This window comes from Rhodanobacter sp. GW835-FHT13D09 (genome assembly GCF_058793995.1).
The window spans coordinates 212,801-233,724 of record NZ_JBXAGL010000002.1 but is presented as its reverse complement, the minus strand read 5'-3'; the positions used below and the strand labels follow the sequence as shown (position 1 = coordinate 233,724).

Here is a 20,924-nt window from a genome sequence, read left to right as displayed (position 1 = left end):
GGCCGGCAGCGGCGTATCATCGGTGGATTATTCTTGCGGACAACCACCATGTACACGCTCTACTACGCTCCCGGCTCGGCCAACCTGCTGGTGCACCTGGCGCTGCTGGAAATCGGCGCGCCGCACGAGCTCAAGCACATCGACATCGAGAAGGGCGAGCAGCGCAGCGCGGCGTACCTGGCGATCAACCCGAACGGCGTGGTGCCGACCCTGGTGGTCGACGGCGTACCGCACGGCGAAGCCGCGGCACTGGCGATACTGCTGGCCGAACGCCACCCCGAAGCCGCGCTGGCGCCGGTCCCCGGCAGTGCCGGACGCGCGGATTACCTGCAATGGATGCTGTACCTCGCCAACACCCTGCAGCCGCTGTTCCGCCAGTGGTTCTACCCCGGCGACCATCTGCCGGAGAGCGCCGACGCGATCAAGCAGGCCGCCCGTGCCGGCATCGAGAAATGCTGGTCCCATATCGACGCGCACCTCGCCACGCATGGCCCGCATATGCTGGGCGGGCGTTTCAGCGTCGTCGATCTTTACGCGTTGATGCTGATGCGCTGGTCACGCAACATGCCGAAGCCGGCAACGGCGTGGCCACAACTGGCGGCACTGGCCACGCGCCTGAAGGCGCGCCCGTCGTGGAAGCGCGTCTGCGATGCCGAAAGCCTGATCGAATGGGCCTGAGCGGATGAGCGACGCGGATGCGCCCGGCGACGACGCCTGGGCCGTCTACCTGCTCGAATGCGCCGACGGTCGTGTCTACACCGGCATCGCCCGCGACCCCGAGCAGCGCTACGCGAAGCACCTCGGCGGCAAGGGCGCCCGCTTCACCCGCGCCAACCCGCCGAAACGGCTGCTCGGCTGGGTCTGGGTCGCCAGCCGCAGCGAGGCGCTCAGGCTGGAGATCGCGTGGAAGCGCCTGCCGCGCGAGGCCCGCATCGCTGCCCTGCTCGAAAGCATGCGCTTCACGACACCTCCGTAGGGCGGGCACCGCCCGCCGCTCTCCACCACGCAAGAGCAACGAGCCGGCGGGCGGTGCCCGCCCTACGCGGTGGATCAGCCAGTGTTCTGCAACCCCTGCGAAACGCCATTGACGCAGGCCACCAGCGCCTGCAGCACGGCATCGTCCGCGCGATCGCCTGCGCGCCAGCGCTGCAGCAGGTCGACCTGCAGCAGGCTCATCGGATCGACGTAGGGGTTGCGCAGTCGGATCGAGGCGGCCAGGCGCGGCTCGCCGCGCAAGAGCACCTCACTGCCCTTCAACCGCAACAGCCAGTGGCGGGTGCGCGCGAACTCATCGCGGATCAGGCCGAAGAACTCGTCGTGCAGCGGGCCGGACAATTTGGAGAACGCCTCGGCGATGTCCAGGTCGCACTTGGCCAGCACCATCTCCACGTCGTCCAGCAGGTTGCAGAAGAACGGCCAGTCACGCGCCATCTCCGCCAGCACGGCTTCGCCGAACTGCTGCATGCCCTGCTCCAGCGCGCTGCCCAGGCCGTACCAGCCAGGCAGGATCGAGCGGCACTGGGTCCAGGCGAATACCCACGGGATCGCGCGCAGGTCCTGCACGCCGCGCATGCTGCGGCGGCTGGCCGGGCGCGAGCCCAGGGTCATCTGCTCGATCACGTCGACCGGCGTGGCGCTGCGGAAATAGTCGACGAATCCGTCGCGCTCGACGAAGGCGCGATAGCTCTGCCGGCTGGTCGCCGACAGCGTGTTCATCACTTCACGCCAGCGCTCCTCGCGCGGCTCGTCTTCGCGCGGGCGCAGCGACGCACGCAGTACCGCACCCACGGTCTGCTCCAGGTTGCGCAGTGCCAGCGCGCGGATGCCGTACTTGCGATGGATCACCTCGCCCTGTTCGGTCACCCGCAGCACGCCGGCCACCGCGCCGCGCGGCGCGGACATCAGCGCCGGTGTGATGCGCGCGCCGCCGCGACTGGCCGAGCCGCCGCGGCCGTGGAAGAAGGCCAGCTGGATGCCGGCCGCGTTCGCCACCTCCAGCAGTTCCACCTGGGCGCGCTGCAGGCCCCAGCGCGAGGCCAGCGTGCCACCGTCCTTGCCGCTGTCGGAGTAGCCCAGCATCACCCACTGCTGGTCGCCGCGCGCGGCGAGGTGGCGGCGGTAGACCGGGTCGTCGAGCAGCGCGCGCAGCGTGGCCGGCGCGTTCTTCAGGTCGTCGACGGTCTCGAACAGCGGCGCGATGTTGAGCGGCACGTCGCCTGTTGTATCGACCAGGCCGCCGCGGCGCGCCAGTGCCAATACCGCCAGTACGTCGGCGGCCGAACGCGCCATGCTGATGATGTACAGGCCGGTGGCGTCGCGGCCATGGCTGCGACGGCTGTCGCGCAAGGTGGCGAACACCGCCTGCAGCGACGTGGCGCTGGCGTCGTCGCTGTCTGGAAAAACCGCTTCACCGTTGGCGTACGGACGCAGGCGCCCGGCCCGCTCGGCGCCGCCGCGGGCGGGCCAGCCCGGATCCGCCAGCAGGGCCGAAAGCGCGTCATCGTGCACGCGCGAATCCTGCCGCACGTCGAGCCGCGCCAGGTGGAAGCCGAAGCTGCGCACGCGGCACAGCAGGCGTTCCACCGCGTAAGCGCCGGCGTGCACGCCGCGATGCCGGAACAGGCTGTCGGCGATCAGCTGCAGGTCGTCAAGCAATTCGTCACTGGACGGATAGCCGTCCGAAGATTCGTCACCGGTCAGCGCCAGCCGCGCGCCGACCAGCTGCAGCAGGCAGCGGTACGGCATGTCGGCGTGGCGCGGACGGATCTGCGCCGCGGCGGCGGGAAAGCGTGCACGATAGTCCGCCAGCCGCGCGTGCAGCGCCGCCGAGGCGGCGACCCGTCCCTCGGTCTGGCTGAGCGACCGCGCCAGCGTGGCAACGTCCTCGCGGTAGCGCTCCAGCACCAGCGCGCGCTGCGAGTCGAGGCAGTCGGCGATGGTGCCGGCGCCCACGTTCGGGTTGCCGTCCATGTCGCCGCCGACCCAACTGGCGAAACGCAGCAGCCGCGGCAACTTGATCGCCACACCGTAGGTTTGTTGCAGCGCCTGCGCCAGCGATTCGTACAGCGCCGGCACGATCCGGTACAGCGGGTTGGCCAGGTAGAAATCCACGTGCTCGCGCTCGTCCTGCACGCTGGGCCGCACCGGCGAGGCCTCGGCGGTCTGCCAGCCCGCGGACAGCGCCGTGTAGATCCGGTCGTCGTCCTCCTGCCGCTCCTGCGGCGTCCGCTGTGGATCGAAGCCGTCGATCAGCGAAGCGACGATCGCCTGTTCCTTCTCCAGCAGCGAGCGGCGCACCGCCTCGGTCGGGTGCGCGGTGAACACCGGCTCGATCCACAGCCGTTCGAGCCAGTCGACCAGTTCGTCGGCGCCCACGCCTTCGGCCTTCAGCCGACCCAGCACGTCGAGCAGCGATTCCGGCTGCGGCGCGCTGCCCTCGCGCTGATAGTCGCGGCGGCGGCGGATGCGGTGCACCCGTTCGGCCGTGTTCACTGCCTGGAAATAGGTGGCGAACGCACGCGCCAGCGCCTCGGCATCGGCGGCGTCGAGGCCGGCCAGCGAGTCGGCCAAGTCGTCGACCGAAGCTCCTTCGCGGCGGCGGCAGATCGCTGCGGTGCGCACCTGTTCGACCCGCTCGTAAAACGCGTCGCCACCTTGCTCGGCCAGCATCCGCCCGACCATCGCCCCGAGCCGGCTGACGTCCTCACGCAACGGGCCGTCCGGCGGCAGGAATTCGGGTTCGCGACTTTGTTCCACGCAGCTGCTCCATGACGGGCCAAGCCACCAGCGTAACCAATCCCGGCGCGTGGGGCACCCAACCATGCGGCATAAGCTCATGTCTGCCGTTACAATGCCCGCTCCGTACTGCCCGCCGAGGGGCGCTGCGACCGCTGCCGTGAACGAACTTCGCGGGAACCGGCCAGGCTCGGCGCGGCACGTTCCACAACGGCGCCCGGTTGTTTGCACGCGAGTCCCTTCGCAGCAGACCGGCCATCCATGGCCGGACTCTTCACAAGAGCCTCGCACTAACCGGAGATTACGATGAACGCCGCACTCAAAGAAAACACCCACGACTACAAGATCCGCGACCTCTCGCTGGCCGACTTCGGCCGCAAGGAGCTGGACATCGCCGAGCACGAGATGCCGGGCCTGATGTCGATCCGCAAGAAATACGCCGCCACCCGGCCGCTGAAGGGCGTGCGCGTGACCGGCTCGCTGCACATGACGATCCAGACCGCGGTGCTGATCGAGACGCTGAAGGACATCGGCGCCGACGTGCGCTGGGCCTCGTGCAACATCTTCTCCACCCAGGACCACGCCGCCGCCGCGATCGCCGCCACCGGCACGCCGGTGTTTGCCTGGAAGGGCGAGACGCTGGAGGAATACTGGGACTGCACGCTGGACGCGCTGTCCTTCCCCGACGGCAAGGGCGGTTTCCTCGGCCCGCAGCTGGTGGTCGACGACGGTGGCGACGTCACATTGCTGATCCACAAGGGCTACGAGCTGGAGAACGGTTCGAAGTGGGTCGACGAGAAGGCGTCCTCGCACGAGGAGCAGGTGATCAAGAACCTGCTGAAGCGCGTGCATGCCGAGCGTCCGGGCTACTGGCACACCGTGGTCAAGGACTGGAAGGGCGTCTCCGAGGAGACCACCACCGGCGTGCACCGCCTGTACCAGCTGGCCGAGGCGAAGTCGCTGCTGGTGCCGGCGATCAACGTCAACGACTCGGTCACCAAGAGCAAGTTCGACAACCTGTACGGCTGCCGCGAGTCGCTGGCCGACGGCCTGAAGCGGGCGATGGACGTGATGCTGGCCGGCAAGGTCGCGGTGGTCTGCGGCTACGGCGACGTCGGCAAGGGCTGCGCGCATTCGCTGCGTGCCTACGGCGCGCGCGTGGTGGTCACCGAGATCGACCCGATCAACGCGCTGCAGGCGGCGATGGAAGGCTTCGAGGTCAACACGGTCGAGAGCACGCTGGGCCGCGGCGACATCTACGTCACCACCACCGGCAACAAGGACGTGCTGACGCTGGATCACTTGAAGTCGATGAAGGACCAGGCCATCGTCTGCAACATCGGCCACTTCGACAACGAGATCCAGGTCGACGCGCTGAACGCGATGGCCGGCGTGAGCAAGCTCAACATCAAGCCGCAGGTGGACAGGTACACCTTCAAGGATGGCCGCGCGATCTTCCTGCTCGCCGAAGGCCGCCTGGTCAACCTCGGCTGCGCCACCGGCCACCCGAGCTTCGTGATGTCCAACTCGTTCTCCAACCAGACGCTGGCGCAGATCGACCTGTGGGCGAACAAGGACCGCTACGAGGCCAAGGTCTACATCCTGCCGAAGAAGCTCGACGAGGAAGTCGCGCGCCTGCACCTGGAGAAGATCGGCGTGAAGCTGACCACGCTCAGCGCCGAACAGGCCGCCTACCTCGGCGTGCCGGTGGAAGGCCCGTACAAGCCGGAGCACTACCGCTACTGATCCGAGCGGGATCGAGACTGGAACGGGGTGCAGCAATGCGCCCCGTTTTTTGTTTGATGGCAAAGATCAAAAGCAGACCCCCTCCTGACCTCCCCCTGCGTCGCAGGGGGAGGGACCGAACCGGAACTGCGCGCCCTGCTCCCTCCCCTGCGACGCAGGGGGAGGATCCGAACCGAAACTGCGCGCCCTGCTCCCTCCCCTGCGTCGCAGGGGGAGGATCCGAACCGGAACTGCGCGCCCTGCTCCCTCCCCTGCCTAGCAGGGGGAGGGACCGAACCGAAACTGCGCGCCCTGCTCCCTCCCCTGCCTAGCAGGGGAGGGCCGGGGTGGGGTCGCTTTTATCTATCGCTTCATCGCGACATAAAGATATATACTCCCCGGCACCGCAACCAGGAACCCGTGCGATGCCTTCGATCAGCTTCGAATTCTTCCCGCCCAAGACCGACGAGCAGCGCGCACAACTGGACCGGGCGGCACAGGCGCTGAAGGCGCACCAGCCGGAATACGCCTCGGTCACCTTCGGCGCCGGCGGCTCCACCCTCAGTTACACCGGCGATACGGTGGCACACCTGCACACACGGCATGGCCTCGATGTGGCCCCGCACCTGTCGTGCATGGGCGGCACCCGGGCCGAGATCGCCGCGCTGCTGGACAATTACCGCGCCGCGGGCTACCGGCGCCTCGTCGCGCTGCGCGGCGACATGCCCTCCGGCATGGCCAGCGCGGGCGACTTCCGCTACGCCGCCGAACTGGTGGGCTTCATCCGCGAGCACTGCGGCGACCACTTCCACATCGAGGTGGCGGCGTACCCGGAAACCCATCCGCAAGCCGACGACGCGCTGCGCGACCTGCAGCACTTCAAGGCGAAGATCGACGCCGGCGCGAACGGCGCGATCACCCAGTACTTCTTCAACCCCGACGCGTATTTCCGCTTCGTCGACGACGTGCGCAAGCTCGGCGTGAACGTGCCGATCGTGCCGGGCATCATGCCGATCGCGAACTACAGCCAGCTGAAGCGCTTCTCCGACCTGTGCGGCGCCGAAATCCCGCGCTGGATCGCCAAGCGCATGCAGGCCCACGGCGACGACGCCGATTCGGTCCGCGCGCTCGGTGCCGAGGTGGTGGCGCAGCTGTGCCGGCGCCTGCTCGACGAAGGTGCGCCCGGCCTGCACTTCTATACCCTCAACCGTGCCAGGGCGACGCAGGCGGTACTGCAGCAACTTTCCTGATCCGCGGCAGGGCTATGCTGGCGCGATGCGCCGGTCAGCCATCCTTTCCTGCCAGATCCTGCTCGCCTGCGCCGCACCCGCCGCGGCGCAGGCGCCGATCCATCGCTGCATCGGCGCGAACGGCGACGCGGTGTTCACCGACCAACCCTGCGCGGCGCTGCAGGCTACCCCGGCTGCCCCCGCCGCCAAACCCGGCAACATGGCACCGCCGGCCGCCACACCGCCGCCGATCCTGTGCGCGGCCAGCCGCCACGAACTGCGCCAGAGCGTGATCGCCGCGTTCGCCAGCCGCGACCCGAATCGCCTGGCTGGCCTGATGCTGTGGAACGGCTACGGCCGCGGCACGGCGGTCGCGAACATCCACTCGCTGGCCGAACTGATGAAACAGCCGCTGCTGGACGTGGACATTCCGGGCGCCGCTGCACCGGCACCGGCCGCCAGCGCCAGCGATCCATTCGCCAGCGACCGGCCATCCGTGCCATCGCCTGCCGACGACCGGCTGGTGCTGCACACCGCCGGCAACGACGGCAGCGGCGACTCGCGCCAACTGCGCTTCGACATCGTGCGCCAGGCCGGCTGCCTGTGGTTGCGCGACGCGAATTGACGCCGGCCCGACGCCCGGCAGTTATCATGGGCGGTCACCATTGGAGAATCGACATGGCGCAGCAATACCCCGAATGGATCTGGCAGAACGGCAGCATCAAGCCCTGGGCCGAGGCGACCACGCATGTGATGTCGCATGCGCTGCACTACGGCTCGTCAGTGTTCGAGGGCATCCGCAGCTACGCCACGCCCGACGGCGCGGCGATCTTCCGCCTCACCGACCACCTGAACCGGCTGTACCAGTCGGCCAAGATCTACGACATGGCGCTGCCGTACACGGCCGACGAGCTGGCTGCGGCCTGCCGCGAGGTGATCAAGAGGAACGGCCTTGGCGCCGCCTACCTGCGCCCGGTTGCCTGGCGCGGCCTGGGCGGTTTCGGCCTGTCCGCCGAAACCCCGATCGACATGGCCGTGGCCGCCTGGCCGATGGGCCCATACCTCGGCGCCGAGGCGCTGCAGAACGGCATCGACGCCTGCGTGTCGAGCTGGCAGCGCTTCGCGCCGAACACCATCCCGGCCGGCGCCAAGGCCGGCGGCAACTACCTCTCGGGCCAGCTGATCGCGCGCGAGGCGCGCCGCCTCGGCTTCGGCGAAGGCATTGCGCTGGCCTCGACCGGCCTGCTCAGCGAAGGCGCCGGCGAGAACCTGTTCCTGGTCTTCGACGGCGTGCTGCACACTCCGCCGGCCAGTGCCTCGCTGCTCACCGGCATCACCCGCAACACGCTGATGACGCTGGCCCGCGAAGACGGCATCGCGGTGGTCGAGCGCGACATTCCGCGCGAATACCTCTACCTCGCCGAGGAAGTGCTGATGTGTGGCACCGCCGCCGAGATCACCCCGATCCGCTCGGTCGACGGCAAGCAGGTCGGCACCGGCAAGGCCGGCCGCGTCACCCTGCGCCTGCAGGAGCTGTTCTTCGGCCTGTTCGACGGCCGCACCCACGACAAGTGGGGCTGGCTGGAGCAGGTCTGAGAGCAGAAATGCGTGTGGTGCGAAGGGTGGGAAACGAGAGCATAGAGCCTTCGTTCCCCACTCTCCCTCACACGTTCCCAGGCCACGCTCCGTAGGGCGGGCACCGCCCGCCGGCTTTTCGATCAATTTTTCGATCAGTGGTCGAGTGACAAAACGGCGGGCGGTGCCCGCCCTACGCGCTAATTCTCGTTTCTCACTCTTCGCTCCACCATTCACTCCTCGCGCTCAGCCGAACCTGATGCTGGCGATCGCGCCGTTGGCGTCGGCACGCGGGCGCATCGAGACATCCCAGCCGTAGAGCTCGCACAACCGGCGCACGATGGCCAGGCCGAGGCCGGCGCCGCTGCCGCCGGCACCTTCGCCGCGCACGCCGCGCTGGAACAGGCGTTCGGCATCCTCGGGCTTGATCCCGGGGCCGGTATCGATCACCTCGATGGAGCCGTTTTCCACCACCACCTGCACATTGCCCTCGAGGGTGTACTTGATGGCGTTGCCGATCAGGTTGGTCAGCGCCACCGAGAGTACCGAAGCCGGCGCGTTGACGCTGACCGACTCGTTCACCGCCAGCCCGATCTCCAGCGGCTTGCCGCGCACCTGCGGGCGCTGGCTCTCGATCACGTCGGCGGCGACCTTGCCGACGTCGGTGGTTTCGCCGCGGGTGGGGCCGCGCCGCTCGGCGCGTGAAAGCAGCAGCAGCGCCTCGATCAGCTCAGTGGCCTGGCGCGAGGCGCGCTCGATGCGCTTCAGCCGCTCGCTGAGCTTCTCGGTGAGGTCGGGCGAACCCTGCAGCAGTTCGGTGGTGCTGGCGATCACCGCCAGCGGCGTGCGCAACTCGTGGCTGACATCGGAGTTGAACTCGCGGTCGCGCTCGACCATCGCGGTGAGCCGCGCCGAGTACTCGTCCAGCGCGTGCGCCAGCTCGCCCACCTCGTCGTCGGCGAAATGCGGCGCCAGCGGCTCGGCCTTGCCGGCCTTGCGAAAATCGCGCAGGCGCCTGGCCAGTTCGCTGACCGGCTTGAGCACCTTGCGCGACAGCCACAGACCCAGCACCAGCGACAACAGGCCGAACAGGAACACCGCGCCGATCACGCTGATCAGCAGCTGCCGCTTGCCGAGGTCGTCGCGGCTGACGTCGTACTTGACGAAGGCGATCAGGCCGTACTTCCGGCTTACCGCCAGCTTGTAATGCCGCTGGCGGCCGTCCGCGTCGGTCTCGTGGATGTCGTGCACGCCGCTGGGCAACGGCTGCCAAGCCAGCGGCGCCTTGTAGAGGGTGCGGTCGCTCCAGCCCCAGCCGGTCATCAGCTTCGAATAGAACGGCTGACCCGGCGACTGGTGCATCTGCTGCACGTAGCTGTCGGCATCCTGCTGCAGCGCCGAGGCCACCAGCTGCTCCTCCACCTTGGCGCGGACGTACAACGCGGCCACGGCGAACAGCGCGCTGAGGCCGAAGCCGAACAGCGCGAACGAGACGATGAGCCGGAACCGCAGCTTACGCCTGGACTGCATCCGGCTCGACCATCCGATAGCCAATGCCGTGCCGCGTGTGGATCAACGGCTTGTCGAACGGTTTGTCGATCGCCGCACGCAGACCGTGGATGTGCACGCGCAACGAATCGCTGTCCGGCAGCTCCTCGCCCCACACGCGCTGCTCCAGGTCCTGCCGGGTAACCACCGACGGACTCGCTTCCATCAGCGCCTGCAGCAGCTTCAGGCCGATCGGGTTGAGCTGGATCGACTTGCCCTCGCGGTTCACCGTGAGCGTGTCGAGGTTGAAGGTGAGGTCGGCCACCTTCAGCACGCGACTCTGCGGACCCTTGCCGCGACGCGCCAGCACTTCCAGCCGCGCCGCCAGTTCCTGCAGCGCGAACGGCTTGGTCATGTAGTCGTCGGCGCCGGACTCGAAGCCGGTCAGCTTCTGCTCCAGCGCATCGCGCGCGGTCAGCATCAGGATCGGCGTCTGCTTGTGCGCCTCGTGGCGCAGCTTGCGAGCGACCTCCAGGCCGTCCATCCCGGGCAAGGTGAGATCGAGCACGATCACGTCGAAGTCGTGCACTACCGCCAGGTGCAGGCCGGTCACGCCGTCGCCCGCGAAATCCACTACGTGGCCGCGATCTTCCAGATAGTCGCCGATGTTGGTCGCGATATCGCTGTTGTCTTCGATCACCAGAACACGCATGTGTCACTCCTGCACAGCCGGCGCACGGGCCGGCTGAGATACAAGCTTAACAAGCTTGCGTGAACGAAACGCACTGGCGTGTGCAGAAACTTCAACGCACCGCCTCGCAGGCAAGAAAAAGCCCAGATGCGCGACTCGCCGTCGCCGCACCTGGGCTCAAATTACTGCCCCGATACCATCGTTTGCCGTCACCGAGCCTGGCGGCCTGCATGCCATGCAAATAACAGTGGCTGCTTTATAGGGGGTTGCTGGTTACGGTGGAGTTAACCCGCTCTCACTTCACGGTTAAACACACGTTCTTGTGACATCGCTCAATGCCACAAGGAGAGGTCGGCAGTTCCGCCTGCGCGCGGCCCCGCATCGTCGGGCCAGCGGCAGATATGCGTCCCGGTAACGATCTGGCAACCTGCCACCGCCTGAATCTCGCCACTGCCCGCATGCGCCTCGGTGGCGCCGCCCCTGCCAGCAGCGTGCAGCACGAAAGCCATGGTCTGGCGATAGCGTCGCTGAACGGTCCCGTCTGCAGGCAGTGCATATTTCCAGCTGCGCATCGCATGAATGGCTGCCTGGTCGAACAGCCCCGCGGGTTCGGCACGAACTACACGCAGATCTTCCACGCTGCCGTCAGTGGCGAGACCGAACTCGACCACGACCTGCCCTTCGATGCCGCGCATCAGCGCGCTCTGGGGATAGATCGGCTGGCGTATACGGATGGGTGTCGGCGCGACCGCCGGCATGGTGGATGACGATGCCTGTTCGACAATGCGAACCGGTGCCTCGTCGCGAATCAGAGGCAGGTCGGAAGTCCGCAGCGATACAGGCAACATCGCCATGTCAACTTTGGCACCCGGCGCTATCAGCGGTGCAGCCCTGTCAGCTTCCGGCGTTGCCTCCGTCAGTGGCCGCAATGCCGCCGCATGCGTCAACGCGAGATCCGGCATATGCCACTCGAGCTTCGACCGTGCAGGCAACAGCCAGGACGGCGTCAGCAGCGGCCGTATCTGCATGATGGCCTCGGTCAGGTTTCGCTGCAGCTCTGCCTGCTTCCATTCGATCCGCAAGGTGAGCACCACCAGGGCAGCACCGAGCAACATCCCGACGAAGCGGGCCGGCGCGCGCGCCGCAGCCGTCTGCATCGGTACAACCATGTGCTGGACACGATCCAGCAACACTCCCCCGGCGGCCGCCAGCAGCAGCGAACCATGCTGCTCGCGCAGCTCGCCCAGTTCGGCCAGCGCCGCCACGAACTCACGCCGGCTGCCGCCACTCACCGCAAGTGCCAGTTCATCACAACAAATTTCGCGTTCGTTGCGCACATCACGCGAAACCCAGTGCACTGCCGGATGATAGAAATAGAGCGTCTCCAGAACGACCTGGAACAGGTTGGCGATGGGATCCCAGCGACGCAGATGCGCCAGCTCATGGGCGAGTATCAATTCGATCTGGGTGGCCGGAAAATTGCACACCACCGCCATCGGCAACAGGATTACCGGCCGCAGCCAGCCCACCAGGACCGGCGTGGCAACGACCTTGCTGCACAACACGGTAATGCGCCGATGCAAGCCAAAGCGCCTGGCCAGGCCGGTTACGCGCCCTTGCCAACCAGGCATCGACTCGGCCATGCGCACCAGCACCTTCAGACCCTGCCACTGGCGCCATGCCCGCAACGACAACAGCAATACGCCGAATGACCATGCCAGCACCAGCCACGGCAGAACGATATCGATCGAGGCATCCCACGCCCATGCCCCGTCGATGGCGGGGCCATGGCTGATGGCGGTCGGCGTCGCTATTGCTGCAACCGCCTGGAGGGTCGACGGCGCCGCGTCCAGCAACCGCCATATCGTCAACAATGGGCAAACGGCGAGCGCGATCAGCATGATCATGCCGAAGCGATAGCGTGCCTCACCCCGCGGCAACGCCAGCCGTACCACCGTATGGACCAGGCCCAGCAAGGCACCCTGCCAGAAGAAGTGCAGCAGCGCCCAGCCGATCACGCGCGCGCCGACAAGCATCAGCGGCAGCGCATCCATCACGACGCGTCCTTGTCGAGCTTGTTCAACAGGCTGCGAATGGCCTTCAGCTCCGCGCGACTGGTACGCTGGCTGCCCAAGGCGTGCAGAACCAGTTGCGAGGACGATCCGTCGAACACGCGCTGCACCAGGTCATGCAGGAACCATTTCTGGGTGCGCTCCTTGCTGACTGCTGCACGGTAAACGTGGGCCCGCTGCGAATCGTCGCGCTCGACCAATCCCTTGGCGTGCATCACCTGCAGCAGCTTCAAGGCCGTGGTGTAGCCCGCGCCATCGCCGAGATGGAGTACATCGTGCACCTCACGCACCGTGCACGCCTCGCGCGACCACAGCACGTGCAGGATCTGCAGCTCGGCTTCGGTGGGCCTCGGTACGCGAGGCTGCGGCGCTTTCATATCAATGCCTCTCGCGGTGGGCGGCGGTCCGGTTTCGCCGGAGGCAACCACGGACCACCCGATCTTCAGCCGCCATTTCTGTTCTGGGGTACCGCCATGGCGTCATGCATGAATTTCTGGCTGTCGCGCCGCGACCTTTCGATATCGCCATAAGTGCGGCAGACCGATTGTGGCAGCAACGAGCCGGTGGGCGGCCTGGACTCGCATACCTTCCGGTTGCTGTCGCGCCTGGTCAGGATCGCATTGACCTCTTCCTGATCGTTCATCAGCTTGATCTTCGCGTCCGGATTCATTTGCGCGACGCTGCCGTACTTGTCGAGCAGTGCCTGCATCTCGGTCAGCCGCGCATCGATGATGCTCCGTTCGGAACCGTTGACGAATTCATAGCGCCCACCTGCCGCCATTTCCTGGCGCACGGCTGCGGCCACCCCCGAAAAATCATCCTTGTTGTCCGCGTTGACCGCCTTGCCTGCAAGCGCACCTTCCAACGGCAGCAGCACCAGGGCCATCGCCATGCCGAGCATCCAGATCTTCCGCTTCATACCTCTCCCTCCGATGTTCATGCCGCACCCCGTTGCAGGGCACAGGACGCAGAACCCCTCCGCGGGCGATGGTAGAACCGCCTCCTCGGCAGTGTCAACGAAAGTTTTCGTACTATGCGCTTCGTACCTTTTTCTTCGGGCCCCGTTCGTCCATGGGAGCAGCGCCAGCCTGCGCCTGCAGCAGATCCACGACCGCGCCGGCCACATCCACGCCGGTGGCGGCCTCGATGCCTTCCAGGCCGGGCGATGCGTTGACTTCCAGCAGCAGCGGGCCGCGGTTGGAGCGCAGCAGGTCGACGCCGGCGATGCCCAGCCCCAGCGCGCCGGCCGCGCGCACGGCGATGCGTTTCTCCTCCACGCTCAGCGTGGCCGCCATCGCAGTGCCGCCGCGGTGCAGGTTCGCGCGGAACTCGCCCGGGGTGGCGTCGCGCTGCATCGCCGCCACCACCTTCTTGCCGACCACGAAACAGCGCAGGTCGCTGCCCTTCGCCTCGGCCACGAACTCCTGCACCAGGAAATTCGCGTACAGGCCGCGGAACGCCTCGATCACGCTCTGCGACGCGGCGTGTTTCTCGGCCAGCACCACGCCGGTGCCCTGGCTGCCTTCGTTGAGCTTGATCACGTGCGGCGGATCGCCGAGCAGGGCCAGCACGTCGTCGGCATCGTCCGGGTTGTCGCCGAACACGGTCACCGGCATGTCGATGCCCTGCGCAGCCAGGATCTGCAGACAGCGCAGCTTGTCGCGCGCGCGCAGCACCGCGTCGGATGGGTTCGGCGTGTACACGCCCATCATTTCCAGCTGGCGCAGCACGGCGGTGCCGTAGAACGTGCTGGCGGTGCCGATGCGCGGGATCACCGCGTCGATATCGCGCACCTCCCGGCCCTTGTAACGGATCGACGAGGCGCCGGGCGCGATGCGCACGTAGCAGCGCAGCGGGTCGAGCACGCGCACCACGTGGCCGCGCACGCGGGCGGCCTCGACCAGCCGCTTGGTCGAATAGAGGCGGGTATTGCGCGACAGGATCGCAATCTTCATGCGGAAAGGTCCGTGGCCACCCGGGGCGGCCGTGGCTGGGTATAGGAGCACGCCGGATCCACCGCAAAGCGCCCGCTCAGCGCGCTGCGGCCCAGCAGCATCGGAAACAGCATATGCCGGCGATCGGTCAGGTTGATGTCGACGCCGAACCGCTGTCCGGCCAGTTGCACTTCGCTGCGGATGAACCAGCGCTCGGTGCGCCGGCCGCCCGTGTCGGTCACCGCGCGGCGGTCGAGTGCCGGCGCCTCGCAGCGGATCTCCAGCGGCTGGCGGCGGCCGGCATGGATGGTGAAACGCAGCCAGGTCACGCCGTCGCACAGGAAGGTTTCCAAGGTGTCCACATGCAGCGAACTGCTGCGCGCGCCGGTGTCGAGCTTGGCCTTGAGCACGCCGATGCCCAGCTGCGGCAACGCCAGCCGCTCCCGCCAGCCGAGTGTGATCAGATCCGCCATGTCGGTTCGGGGAGTCGCTCGGGGATCGGGGAGTGGAGCGGGTGAAGGGAATCGAACCCTCGTCAGTAGCTTGGGAAGCTACAGCTCTACCATTGAGCTACACCCGCCTTGGCCGGCGGATGGTAACCCGGGATTCGCGTGGTTGAAAAGCTCGCAAAAACTGAAGAGCACCCCTCCCCGGCCCTCCCCTGCCGTGCAGGGGAGGGAGCGGAGCATGCAGCTTCAGGTTCGGTCCCAACGAAGAGCACCCCTCCCCGGCCCTCCCCTGCCGTGCAGGGGAGGGAGCGGAGCGTGCAGCTTCAGGTTCGGTCCCAACCAAGAGCACCCCTCCCGGCCCTCCCCTGCCGTGCAGGGGAGGGAGCGGAGCGTGCAGCTTCACGTTCGGTCCCAACGAAGAGCACCCCTCCCCGGCCCTCCCCTGCCCTGCAGGGGAGGGAGCGGAGCATGCAGCTTCAGGTTCGGTCCCAACCAAGAGCACCCCTCCCCGGCCCTCCCTGCCGTGCAGGGGAGGGGGCGGAGCGTGCAGCTTCACGTTCGGTCCCTCCCCCTGCGCAGCAGGGGGAGGTCAGGAGGGGGTGGGCTTTTGATCCTGGCCTGGCGAAGTGCGCCCCGCGCGCAGGAGCGGGCACCGGGCTGCGGCGCGGCGCCCAACGCGTGCTGAACAGCCATCTGCGCAGGCTCGGGCGATGGTCATCGCCGGCCTGACAATGCACGTTGACAACAGCACGACGAATACCCGTCCCGCTCCAGCTTCACACGCACGCCCGAAGGAGAGCCGCATGCCCAGGTTTGCCGAGTCCCCTGTTTCGTGGCGCCGTCACTGGCGAGCACTGGCGATCGTGCTGCTGTGCGTGGCGGCGGGGCTGGCCCAGGCGCAATCACGTTCGGGCGACGGCGTCGATCCGCCCAGCCGGGTGGCGCGGCTGTCATACATCGCCGGCGACCTCGGCTTCCTGCCGGCCGGCGCGAGGGACTGGAGCAACGCCAACATCAACCGTCCGCTGACCACCGGCGACAAGCTGTCCAGCGCACGGGATGCCCGTGCCGAACTGGAATTCGGCGGCGGCACGCTGCGCATCGACGACCGCACCGACGTCGGCCTGCTCGACCTGAATGACAAGCTGGCCCAGCTCGAACTGACCCGCGGCACGCTCAGCCTCACCGTGCGCCGGCTGGGCGGCGGCCAGAGCTACGAGATCGACACGTCGACGGTGGCGCTGGTGGTCGACCGGCCCGGCATCTTCCGCGTCGATGTCGACGACCGCGACGGCGGCACCCAGGTCACCGCATTCGACGGCGACGCGACCGTGTTCGGCGAGAACAACGCCCAGCGCACGATCAACCCCGGCCGCAGCTACCGCTTCACCGACGCCAGCCTGGCGACGGTGACGATCACCGACATCGAGGGCGGCGATGCGTTCGACGACTGGGTCAACCGGCGCGACCGGCGCTACGCGCGGTCGGAAAGCCGCCGCTACGTATCGGAAGACGTGGTGGGCTACCAGGATCTCGACCAGTACGGCAGCTGGCGGGACACCAGCGAATATGGCGCGGTGTGGTTCCCGAGCCAGGTCGACTCCGACTGGGCCCCGTACCGCACCGGCCATTGGGCGTACATCGCGCCGTGGGGCTGGACCTGGGTGGACGACGCACCGTGGGGCTTCGCGCCCTACCACTACGGACGCTGGGCCTACGTGGGCGGCGGCTGGGGCTGGATCCCGGGCCCGGTCGACGTGCGCCCGATCTACGCGCCGGCACTGGTCGCCTTCGTCGGCGGCGGCAGCTGGTCGATCGGCATCGGCAGCGCGCCGGTGGGCTGGTTCCCGCTCGGCCCGGGCGAGGTCTACAACCCCTGGTACCACTGCGACCGCAGCTACTACACGCGCGTCAACGTCACCAACATCTACGTGAACAACACCACCATCAACCGCACCACCGTCATCAACAACATCGATAACCAGTACAACGATTACCGCGCCGGCCGCCCGCTGCGCGAAGCCGCCTATGCCAACCGCATGGCGCCACGCGGCTTCACCGCCGTGCCCGGCCAAGCCTTCGCCGACGGCAGCGGCGTGCAGCGTGACCGGATACGTGTCGACCCGCGCAAGCTGGCCGACGCCCCGGTGCTGGTGCGCGGCGCCAACCGGTCGCCACCCGTTGCCGACAGCGCGATGCCACCGCGCAGCGCACACCTGCGCGACCTGCCGGCCGGCGGTTTCGAGCGGGCGGTAGTGGCGCACCATGCGCCACCCGGCGTGACGCCGGAAGCCGTCGGCCGCGGCCGGGCCGCCCAGCCGGCCGGCGCCATGCGCGACGAGGCCTTTCGCCCGAACGTGCGCATGCTGGACGCGCGCGGCAATGCCGATCGTGCGCCGCGCCCGGCACCCGGCGGACGCGACGGCAACGGATTCCGGCAGCCGGCTCCGGTCGCCACGCTCCCCGAGGTCAACCGGATCACCCCAGCCACGGCGCAGGGCAACCCGCCCGCGCCGCGCGAGGATGGCGAACCGCGCTCCGCCCGCTTCGCCCACCCGCATGGCGGCGATGCCGCCGATCGGCCGCGGCCGGGCGTCAGCTACATCGCGCCCGCGGGCCGCGCCGGTCCGTCGCCCTTCGACGGCCGCGCGCTCCCCCCGGTGCCGCAGATCCGGCGCGCCACTCCGGCCGACCGTGAGCCGATGCCGGCGGCCGCCGAACGCACCCCACGCTACGAACCGGCGAATCGCATGATGCAACGCGAAGCCCCGCCTGCGCGCACTGCCGACGAGTCACGCTTCCAGCGCCCCGATCCGGCACCGCGCTTCCAGCGCCAGGAACCGATGCCTCGCGGCTACGTTCGCGAGCAGGCGCCGCCTGTGGCTGCGCCTCCGCCGCGTGAAATGATGCAGCCGCCGCGTCCGCAACCATCCTACCAGCCGCCGCCGCGCATCCAGCAGGCGCCGCAGCAGCCGCGCGAAGAGCCGCGCCAACCGCCACGCAAATCCGCGCCGGGCGAGGACCGGGATCGCCAGCAGAACTGAAACCGCCCTGCCCGCCAGCCGTCGCCCCGGTGACGGCCGGAAGGCGGCAGCGGGCGGGGGCCTTCGAGGTTCCCGCCGGTAGCTCGCGACGCCAGCCGCTACAATGTCCGCATGCAGATCATCCTCAACGGCCAGCCGCGCGACTGCGCCGCCGCCACCACCATCGCCCGGCTGCTGGAACAGGCCGGCTACGCCGGCCGCCGCGTGGCGGTGGAACTGAACCAGGAAATCGTGCCGCGCAGCCGGCACGACAGCCAGTTGCTGGCCGACGGCGACCGGCTGGAAATCGTCCACGCCATCGGCGGCGGCTGAGCCCGCCCCGTTTCGAGCACCCCAGAGCCTTCCATGAATCTCAAGACCACCGCCCCGACCGACCCACTGATCATCGCCGGAAAAAGCTACGGCTCGCGCCTGCTTACCGGCACCGGCAAATACCGCGACTTCGACGAGACGCGCGCCGCCTCGCTGGCGGCCGGCGCGGAGATCGTCACGGTGGCGATCCGCCGCGTGAACATCGGCCAGGATCCTTCCGCGCCCAGCCTGATCGACGCGCTGCCGCCAGACGAATTCACCCTGCTGCCGAACACCGCCGGCTGCTACAACGCGGCCGACGCGGTGCGCACGTGCAAGCTGGCGCGCGAGCTGCTGGACGGCCATCGGCTGGTGAAGCTGGAAGTGCTCGGTGACCAGAAAACGCTGTTCCCCGACGTGGTGGAGACGCTGAAGGCCGCCGAGGCACTCGTCGCCGACGGTTTCGAGGTGATGGTCTACACCAGCGACGACCCGATCCTCGCCAGGCGGCTGGAAGAGATCGGCTGCGTCGCGGTGATGCCGCTGGCCGCGCCGATCGGCTCGGGCCTGGGCATCCAGAACCGCTACAACCTGCTGGAGATCATCGAGAACGCGAAAGTGCCGATCATCGTCGATGCCGGCGTGGGCACCGCCTCCGATGCGGCGATCGCGATGGAACTTGGCTGCGACGGCGTGCTGATGAACACCGCGATCGCCGGTGCGCGCGACCCGGTGCTGATGGCGCATGCGATGAAGCTGGCGATCCAGGCCGGCCGCGCCGCGTTCAAGGCCGGGCGCATCCCGCGCAAGCGCTACGCCTCGGCCTCCAGTCCGGTCGACGGCACCATCGGCTGACGGTGCTGCGCCTCCCCCCCTTGCAGGGACAGCCCCTTTTCTTCGGACCCGCATGACCGACACGCCCCGCCACGACGCCCCCGGACACCTGCGCCGCATCCGCAGTTTCGTGTTGCGTGAGGGGCGCATGACGCCGGCGCAGCAGCGTGCGTTCGACACGCTGTGGTCGCGCTACGGCATCGACTACCAGGGCGCCCCGCGCGACTTCACCACGAACTTCGGCCGCACGGCGGCGCTGGTGCTGGAGATCGGCTTCGGCAACGGCGAAGCGCTGGCCTGGGCCAGCGAGCACGACCTGGCGCGCGACTTCATCGGCGTCGAGGTACACGGCCCCGGCGTGGGCCGGCTGATGAACGCGCTGGCCGCGCGCGACGCCACCAACGTGCGGCTGTACAAGCATGACGCGGTCGAAGTGCTGGAACACGAAATCGCCGCCGGCAGCCTGGCCGAGGCGCGCATCTGGTTCCCCGATCCGTGGCACAAGAAGCGGCACAACAAGCGCCGCATCATCCAGCCCGGGTTCGTCGCCCTGCTCGCCTCGCGCATGGCCCCCGGCGGCCTGCTGCACCTGGCCACCGACTGGGAGCCCTACGCCGAGCACATGCTCGAGGTGATGGAAGCCGCTGCGGACTGGCGCAACGCCACCGGCCCCGGCCAATACGCCGAGAAGCCTGCATGGCGCATCGAAACCCACTTCGAACGGCGCGGGCTGAAACTGGGGCATGGGGTGTGGGATCTGCTTTACCGCAGAGCTTGACCCCCTCCCGACCTCCCCCTGCTGCGCAGGGGGAGGAGCAGAGCGTCAGCGCTCCCTCCCCTGCTGTGCAGGGGGGAGGAGCAGAGCATCAGCGCTCCCTCCCCTGCTGTGCAGAGGGAGAAGCAGAGCGTCAGCGCTCCCTCCCCTGCTGCGCAGGGGGAGGAGCAGAGCGTCAGCGCTCCCTCCCCTGCTGCGCAGGGGGAGGAGCAGAGCATCAGCGCTCCCTCCCTGCTGCGCAGAGGGAGGAGCAGAGCGCCAGCGCTCCCTCCCTGCTACGCAGAGGGAGGAGCGAGCGCCAGCGCTCCCTCCCCTGCTTGCAGGGGAGGGCTGGGGTGGGGTCAAGCTTTTGACCTTCCCTCCAGCACCCGGAAGATCTCCGCCAACACGTCCTGCGTGCGCAGCAGTACATCGTCGTTCCAGAAGCGCAACACCCGATAGCCCTCGCGCTGCAGCGCTTCGGTGCGACGCCGGTCGTACTCGAGCGCATCGAGATGCTGCCCGCCATCCAGTTCGATCACCAGCCGCGCGGGCACACAGACGAAGTCCGCGATGTAGCCAGCCAGCGGATACTGGCGGCGGAATTTGTGCCCGCCCAGCTGCTGCCGGCGCAGGAAATACCACAGGCGATGCTCGGCGTCGGTGCTGCCGTTGCGGAGCTGGCGGGCGCGGATCCATTTGAGGTGCATGGCGAGTCCTTCGCTGGGCTGGGGCGAAAAGCGTAACCCCCTCCCAACCTCCCCCTGCAAGCAGGGGGAGGAGCAAGGCGCTGTGCGTCTTTGCCCTGCAAGCCGGGGAGGAGCAAGGCGCTGTGCGTCTTTACCCTGCAAGCTGGGGAGGAGCAAGGCGCTGTGCGTCTTTGCCCTGCAAGCTGGGGAGGAGCAAGGCGCTGTGCGTCTTTACCCTGCAGGCTGGGAGGAGCAAGGCGCTGTGCGTCTTTGCCCTGCAGGCAAAAAACCGGTGCTCCCATGCCGCCGCGCCGCGCTCCCTCCCCTGCTGGCAGGGGAGGGTTGGGGGTGGGGTCCGCTTTTCGCCCTCGATTCATCGAGCCCGCTTATACTCATCACCTTCCGCCCAGGGAC

Annotated in this window: 19 protein-coding genes, 1 tRNA gene and 1 riboswitch; of the genes, 10 read left to right on the top strand and 10 right to left on the bottom strand. The window is 68.2% G+C overall.

The window, feature by feature from the left end; genetic code table 11:
* Window positions 1-48: 48 nt before the first annotated feature.
* On the top strand, window positions 49-678 hold the full coding sequence (locus tag AC1Q5A_RS03890) for a glutathione S-transferase family protein (RefSeq protein ID WP_492698499.1): 630 nt from the start codon (window positions 49-51) through the stop codon (window positions 676-678).
* Window positions 679-682: 4 nt separating this feature from the next.
* A complete protein-coding gene (locus AC1Q5A_RS03885; protein ID WP_492698497.1) occupies window positions 683-976 on the top strand; it encodes a GIY-YIG nuclease family protein in 294 nt (97 codons plus the stop codon).
* Window positions 977-1,050: 74 nt separating this feature from the next.
* Here AC1Q5A_RS03885 and ppc read toward each other — a convergent pair whose 3' ends face one another.
* On the bottom strand, window positions 1,051-3,756 hold the full coding sequence (ppc, locus tag AC1Q5A_RS03880) for a phosphoenolpyruvate carboxylase (RefSeq protein WP_492698495.1): 2,706 nt from the start codon (window positions 3,754-3,756) through the stop codon (window positions 1,051-1,053).
* A 111-nt stretch (window positions 3,757-3,867) separates the two neighbouring features.
* A riboswitch (S-adenosyl-L-homocysteine riboswitch) is annotated at window positions 3,868-3,961 on the top strand.
* A gap of 80 nt (window positions 3,962-4,041) precedes the next feature.
* On the opposite strand from ppc, the gene ahcY reads away from it, so the two are divergent.
* From ahcY to AC1Q5A_RS03860, 4 genes are all read left to right on the top strand, one after another.
* Complete coding sequence (ahcY, locus tag AC1Q5A_RS03875; RefSeq protein ID WP_492698493.1) at window positions 4,042-5,481, top strand: adenosylhomocysteinase; 1,440 nt, start codon at window positions 4,042-4,044, stop codon at window positions 5,479-5,481.
* A gap of 404 nt (window positions 5,482-5,885) precedes the next feature.
* Window positions 5,886-6,710 (top strand): methylenetetrahydrofolate reductase [NAD(P)H], encoded by an 825-nt coding sequence (gene metF, locus AC1Q5A_RS03870; RefSeq protein ID WP_492698491.1) that lies wholly within the window; start codon window positions 5,886-5,888, stop codon window positions 6,708-6,710.
* Window positions 6,711-6,735: 25 nt separating this feature from the next.
* Window positions 6,736-7,314 (top strand): DUF4124 domain-containing protein, encoded by a 579-nt coding sequence (locus tag AC1Q5A_RS03865; protein ID WP_492698489.1) that lies wholly within the window; start codon window positions 6,736-6,738, stop codon window positions 7,312-7,314.
* Window positions 7,315-7,367: 53 nt separating this feature from the next.
* Window positions 7,368-8,285, top strand: a complete 918-nt coding sequence (locus AC1Q5A_RS03860) for a branched-chain amino acid transaminase (RefSeq protein WP_492698487.1) — start codon at window positions 7,368-7,370, stop codon at window positions 8,283-8,285.
* Window positions 8,286-8,510: 225 nt separating this feature from the next.
* Here the strand turns inward: AC1Q5A_RS03860 and AC1Q5A_RS03855 are convergent, their stop codons facing one another.
* The 8 genes from AC1Q5A_RS03855 to AC1Q5A_RS03820 form a co-directional block, all read right to left on the bottom strand.
* On the bottom strand, window positions 8,511-9,794 hold the full coding sequence (locus AC1Q5A_RS03855) for a sensor histidine kinase (RefSeq protein WP_492698485.1): 1,284 nt from the start codon (window positions 9,792-9,794) through the stop codon (window positions 8,511-8,513).
* A complete protein-coding gene (locus tag AC1Q5A_RS03850; RefSeq protein WP_068090153.1) occupies window positions 9,778-10,464 on the bottom strand; it encodes a response regulator transcription factor in 687 nt (228 codons plus the stop codon). Before AC1Q5A_RS03850 ends, AC1Q5A_RS03855 begins: the two co-directional genes overlap by 17 nt.
* 311 nt (window positions 10,465-10,775) lie before the next feature.
* A complete protein-coding gene (locus AC1Q5A_RS03845; RefSeq protein WP_492698483.1) occupies window positions 10,776-12,497 on the bottom strand; it encodes a TonB family protein in 1,722 nt (573 codons plus the stop codon).
* Window positions 12,497-12,892 carry a BlaI/MecI/CopY family transcriptional regulator gene (locus tag AC1Q5A_RS03840; RefSeq protein WP_492698481.1) on the bottom strand — a complete coding sequence of 132 codons (396 nt, stop codon included), beginning with the start codon at window positions 12,890-12,892 and terminating at the stop codon, window positions 12,497-12,499. Before AC1Q5A_RS03840 ends, AC1Q5A_RS03845 begins: the two co-directional genes overlap by 1 nt.
* A 65-nt stretch (window positions 12,893-12,957) precedes the next feature.
* A complete protein-coding gene (locus tag AC1Q5A_RS03835) occupies window positions 12,958-13,434 on the bottom strand; it encodes a hypothetical protein (protein ID WP_492698479.1) in 477 nt (158 codons plus the stop codon).
* 112 nt (window positions 13,435-13,546) lie between these two features.
* Complete coding sequence (gene rimK / locus AC1Q5A_RS03830) at window positions 13,547-14,470, bottom strand: 30S ribosomal protein S6--L-glutamate ligase (protein WP_492698477.1); 924 nt, start codon at window positions 14,468-14,470, stop codon at window positions 13,547-13,549.
* A complete protein-coding gene (locus AC1Q5A_RS03825) occupies window positions 14,467-14,922 on the bottom strand; it encodes an ATP-dependent zinc protease family protein (protein WP_492698475.1) in 456 nt (151 codons plus the stop codon). The genes rimK and AC1Q5A_RS03825 overlap by 4 nt, the downstream gene beginning before the upstream one ends.
* 33 nt (window positions 14,923-14,955) lie before the next feature.
* Window positions 14,956-15,029 (bottom strand) — tRNA-Gly (locus AC1Q5A_RS03820).
* A gap of 672 nt (window positions 15,030-15,701) precedes the next feature.
* Here AC1Q5A_RS03820 and AC1Q5A_RS03815 point away from each other — a divergent pair.
* The 4 genes from AC1Q5A_RS03815 to trmB all read left to right on the top strand — a co-directional run bounded on the left by AC1Q5A_RS03815 (window position 15,702) and on the right by trmB (window position 19,845).
* Window positions 15,702-17,942: a DUF6600 domain-containing protein gene (locus tag AC1Q5A_RS03815; protein WP_492698473.1), complete on the top strand. Its 2,241-nt coding sequence runs from the start codon at window positions 15,702-15,704 to the stop codon at window positions 17,940-17,942.
* A 111-nt stretch (window positions 17,943-18,053) separates the two neighbouring features.
* On the top strand, window positions 18,054-18,254 hold the full coding sequence (gene thiS, locus AC1Q5A_RS03810; protein WP_492698470.1) for a sulfur carrier protein ThiS: 201 nt from the start codon (window positions 18,054-18,056) through the stop codon (window positions 18,252-18,254).
* Between the two features lie 33 nt (window positions 18,255-18,287).
* Window positions 18,288-19,088: a thiazole synthase gene (locus AC1Q5A_RS03805; protein ID WP_492698467.1), complete on the top strand. Its 801-nt coding sequence runs from the start codon at window positions 18,288-18,290 to the stop codon at window positions 19,086-19,088.
* Window positions 19,089-19,140: 52 nt separating this feature from the next.
* Window positions 19,141-19,845 (top strand): tRNA (guanosine(46)-N7)-methyltransferase TrmB, encoded by a 705-nt coding sequence (trmB, locus tag AC1Q5A_RS03800; protein ID WP_492698464.1) that lies wholly within the window; start codon window positions 19,141-19,143, stop codon window positions 19,843-19,845.
* A 338-nt stretch (window positions 19,846-20,183) separates the two neighbouring features.
* Here trmB and AC1Q5A_RS03795 read toward each other — a convergent pair whose 3' ends face one another.
* Window positions 20,184-20,531 carry an endonuclease domain-containing protein gene (locus AC1Q5A_RS03795; RefSeq protein ID WP_492698462.1) on the bottom strand — a complete coding sequence of 116 codons (348 nt, stop codon included), beginning with the start codon at window positions 20,529-20,531 and terminating at the stop codon, window positions 20,184-20,186.
* Window positions 20,532-20,924: the final 393 nt, after the last annotated feature.

Excerpts from the sequence above, each read along its gene's own strand:
- AC1Q5A_RS03835 (WP_492698479.1), bottom strand. The coding sequence starts at position 13,434 with ATGAAGCGGAAGATCTGGATGCTCGGCATGGCGATGGCCCTGGTGCTG.
- AC1Q5A_RS03885 (WP_492698497.1), top strand. The coding sequence starts at position 683 with ATGAGCGACGCGGATGCGCCCGGCGACGACGCCTGGGCCGTCTACCTG.
- rimK (WP_492698477.1), bottom strand. The coding sequence starts at position 14,470 with ATGAAGATTGCGATCCTGTCGCGCAATACCCGCCTCTATTCGACCAAG.
- AC1Q5A_RS03850 (WP_068090153.1), bottom strand. The coding sequence starts at position 10,464 with ATGCGTGTTCTGGTGATCGAAGACAACAGCGATATCGCGACCAACATC.
- AC1Q5A_RS03805 (WP_492698467.1), top strand. The coding sequence starts at position 18,288 with ATGAATCTCAAGACCACCGCCCCGACCGACCCACTGATCATCGCCGGA.
- metF (WP_492698491.1), top strand. The coding sequence starts at position 5,886 with ATGCCTTCGATCAGCTTCGAATTCTTCCCGCCCAAGACCGACGAGCAG.
- ahcY (WP_492698493.1), top strand. The coding sequence starts at position 4,042 with ATGAACGCCGCACTCAAAGAAAACACCCACGACTACAAGATCCGCGAC.
- AC1Q5A_RS03890 (WP_492698499.1), top strand. The coding sequence starts at position 49 with ATGTACACGCTCTACTACGCTCCCGGCTCGGCCAACCTGCTGGTGCAC.
- trmB (WP_492698464.1), top strand. The coding sequence starts at position 19,141 with ATGACCGACACGCCCCGCCACGACGCCCCCGGACACCTGCGCCGCATC.
- AC1Q5A_RS03865 (WP_492698489.1), top strand. The coding sequence starts at position 6,736 with ATGCGCCGGTCAGCCATCCTTTCCTGCCAGATCCTGCTCGCCTGCGCC.
- AC1Q5A_RS03825 (WP_492698475.1), bottom strand. The coding sequence starts at position 14,922 with ATGGCGGATCTGATCACACTCGGCTGGCGGGAGCGGCTGGCGTTGCCG.
- AC1Q5A_RS03845 (WP_492698483.1), bottom strand. The coding sequence starts at position 12,497 with ATGGATGCGCTGCCGCTGATGCTTGTCGGCGCGCGCGTGATCGGCTGG.
- AC1Q5A_RS03840 (WP_492698481.1), bottom strand. The coding sequence starts at position 12,892 with ATGAAAGCGCCGCAGCCTCGCGTACCGAGGCCCACCGAAGCCGAGCTG.
- AC1Q5A_RS03855 (WP_492698485.1), bottom strand. The coding sequence starts at position 9,794 with ATGCAGTCCAGGCGTAAGCTGCGGTTCCGGCTCATCGTCTCGTTCGCG.
- AC1Q5A_RS03860 (WP_492698487.1), top strand. The coding sequence starts at position 7,368 with ATGGCGCAGCAATACCCCGAATGGATCTGGCAGAACGGCAGCATCAAG.
- AC1Q5A_RS03815 (WP_492698473.1), top strand. The coding sequence starts at position 15,702 with ATGCCCAGGTTTGCCGAGTCCCCTGTTTCGTGGCGCCGTCACTGGCGA.
- AC1Q5A_RS03795 (WP_492698462.1), bottom strand. The coding sequence starts at position 20,531 with ATGCACCTCAAATGGATCCGCGCCCGCCAGCTCCGCAACGGCAGCACC.
- thiS (WP_492698470.1), top strand. The coding sequence starts at position 18,054 with ATGCAGATCATCCTCAACGGCCAGCCGCGCGACTGCGCCGCCGCCACC.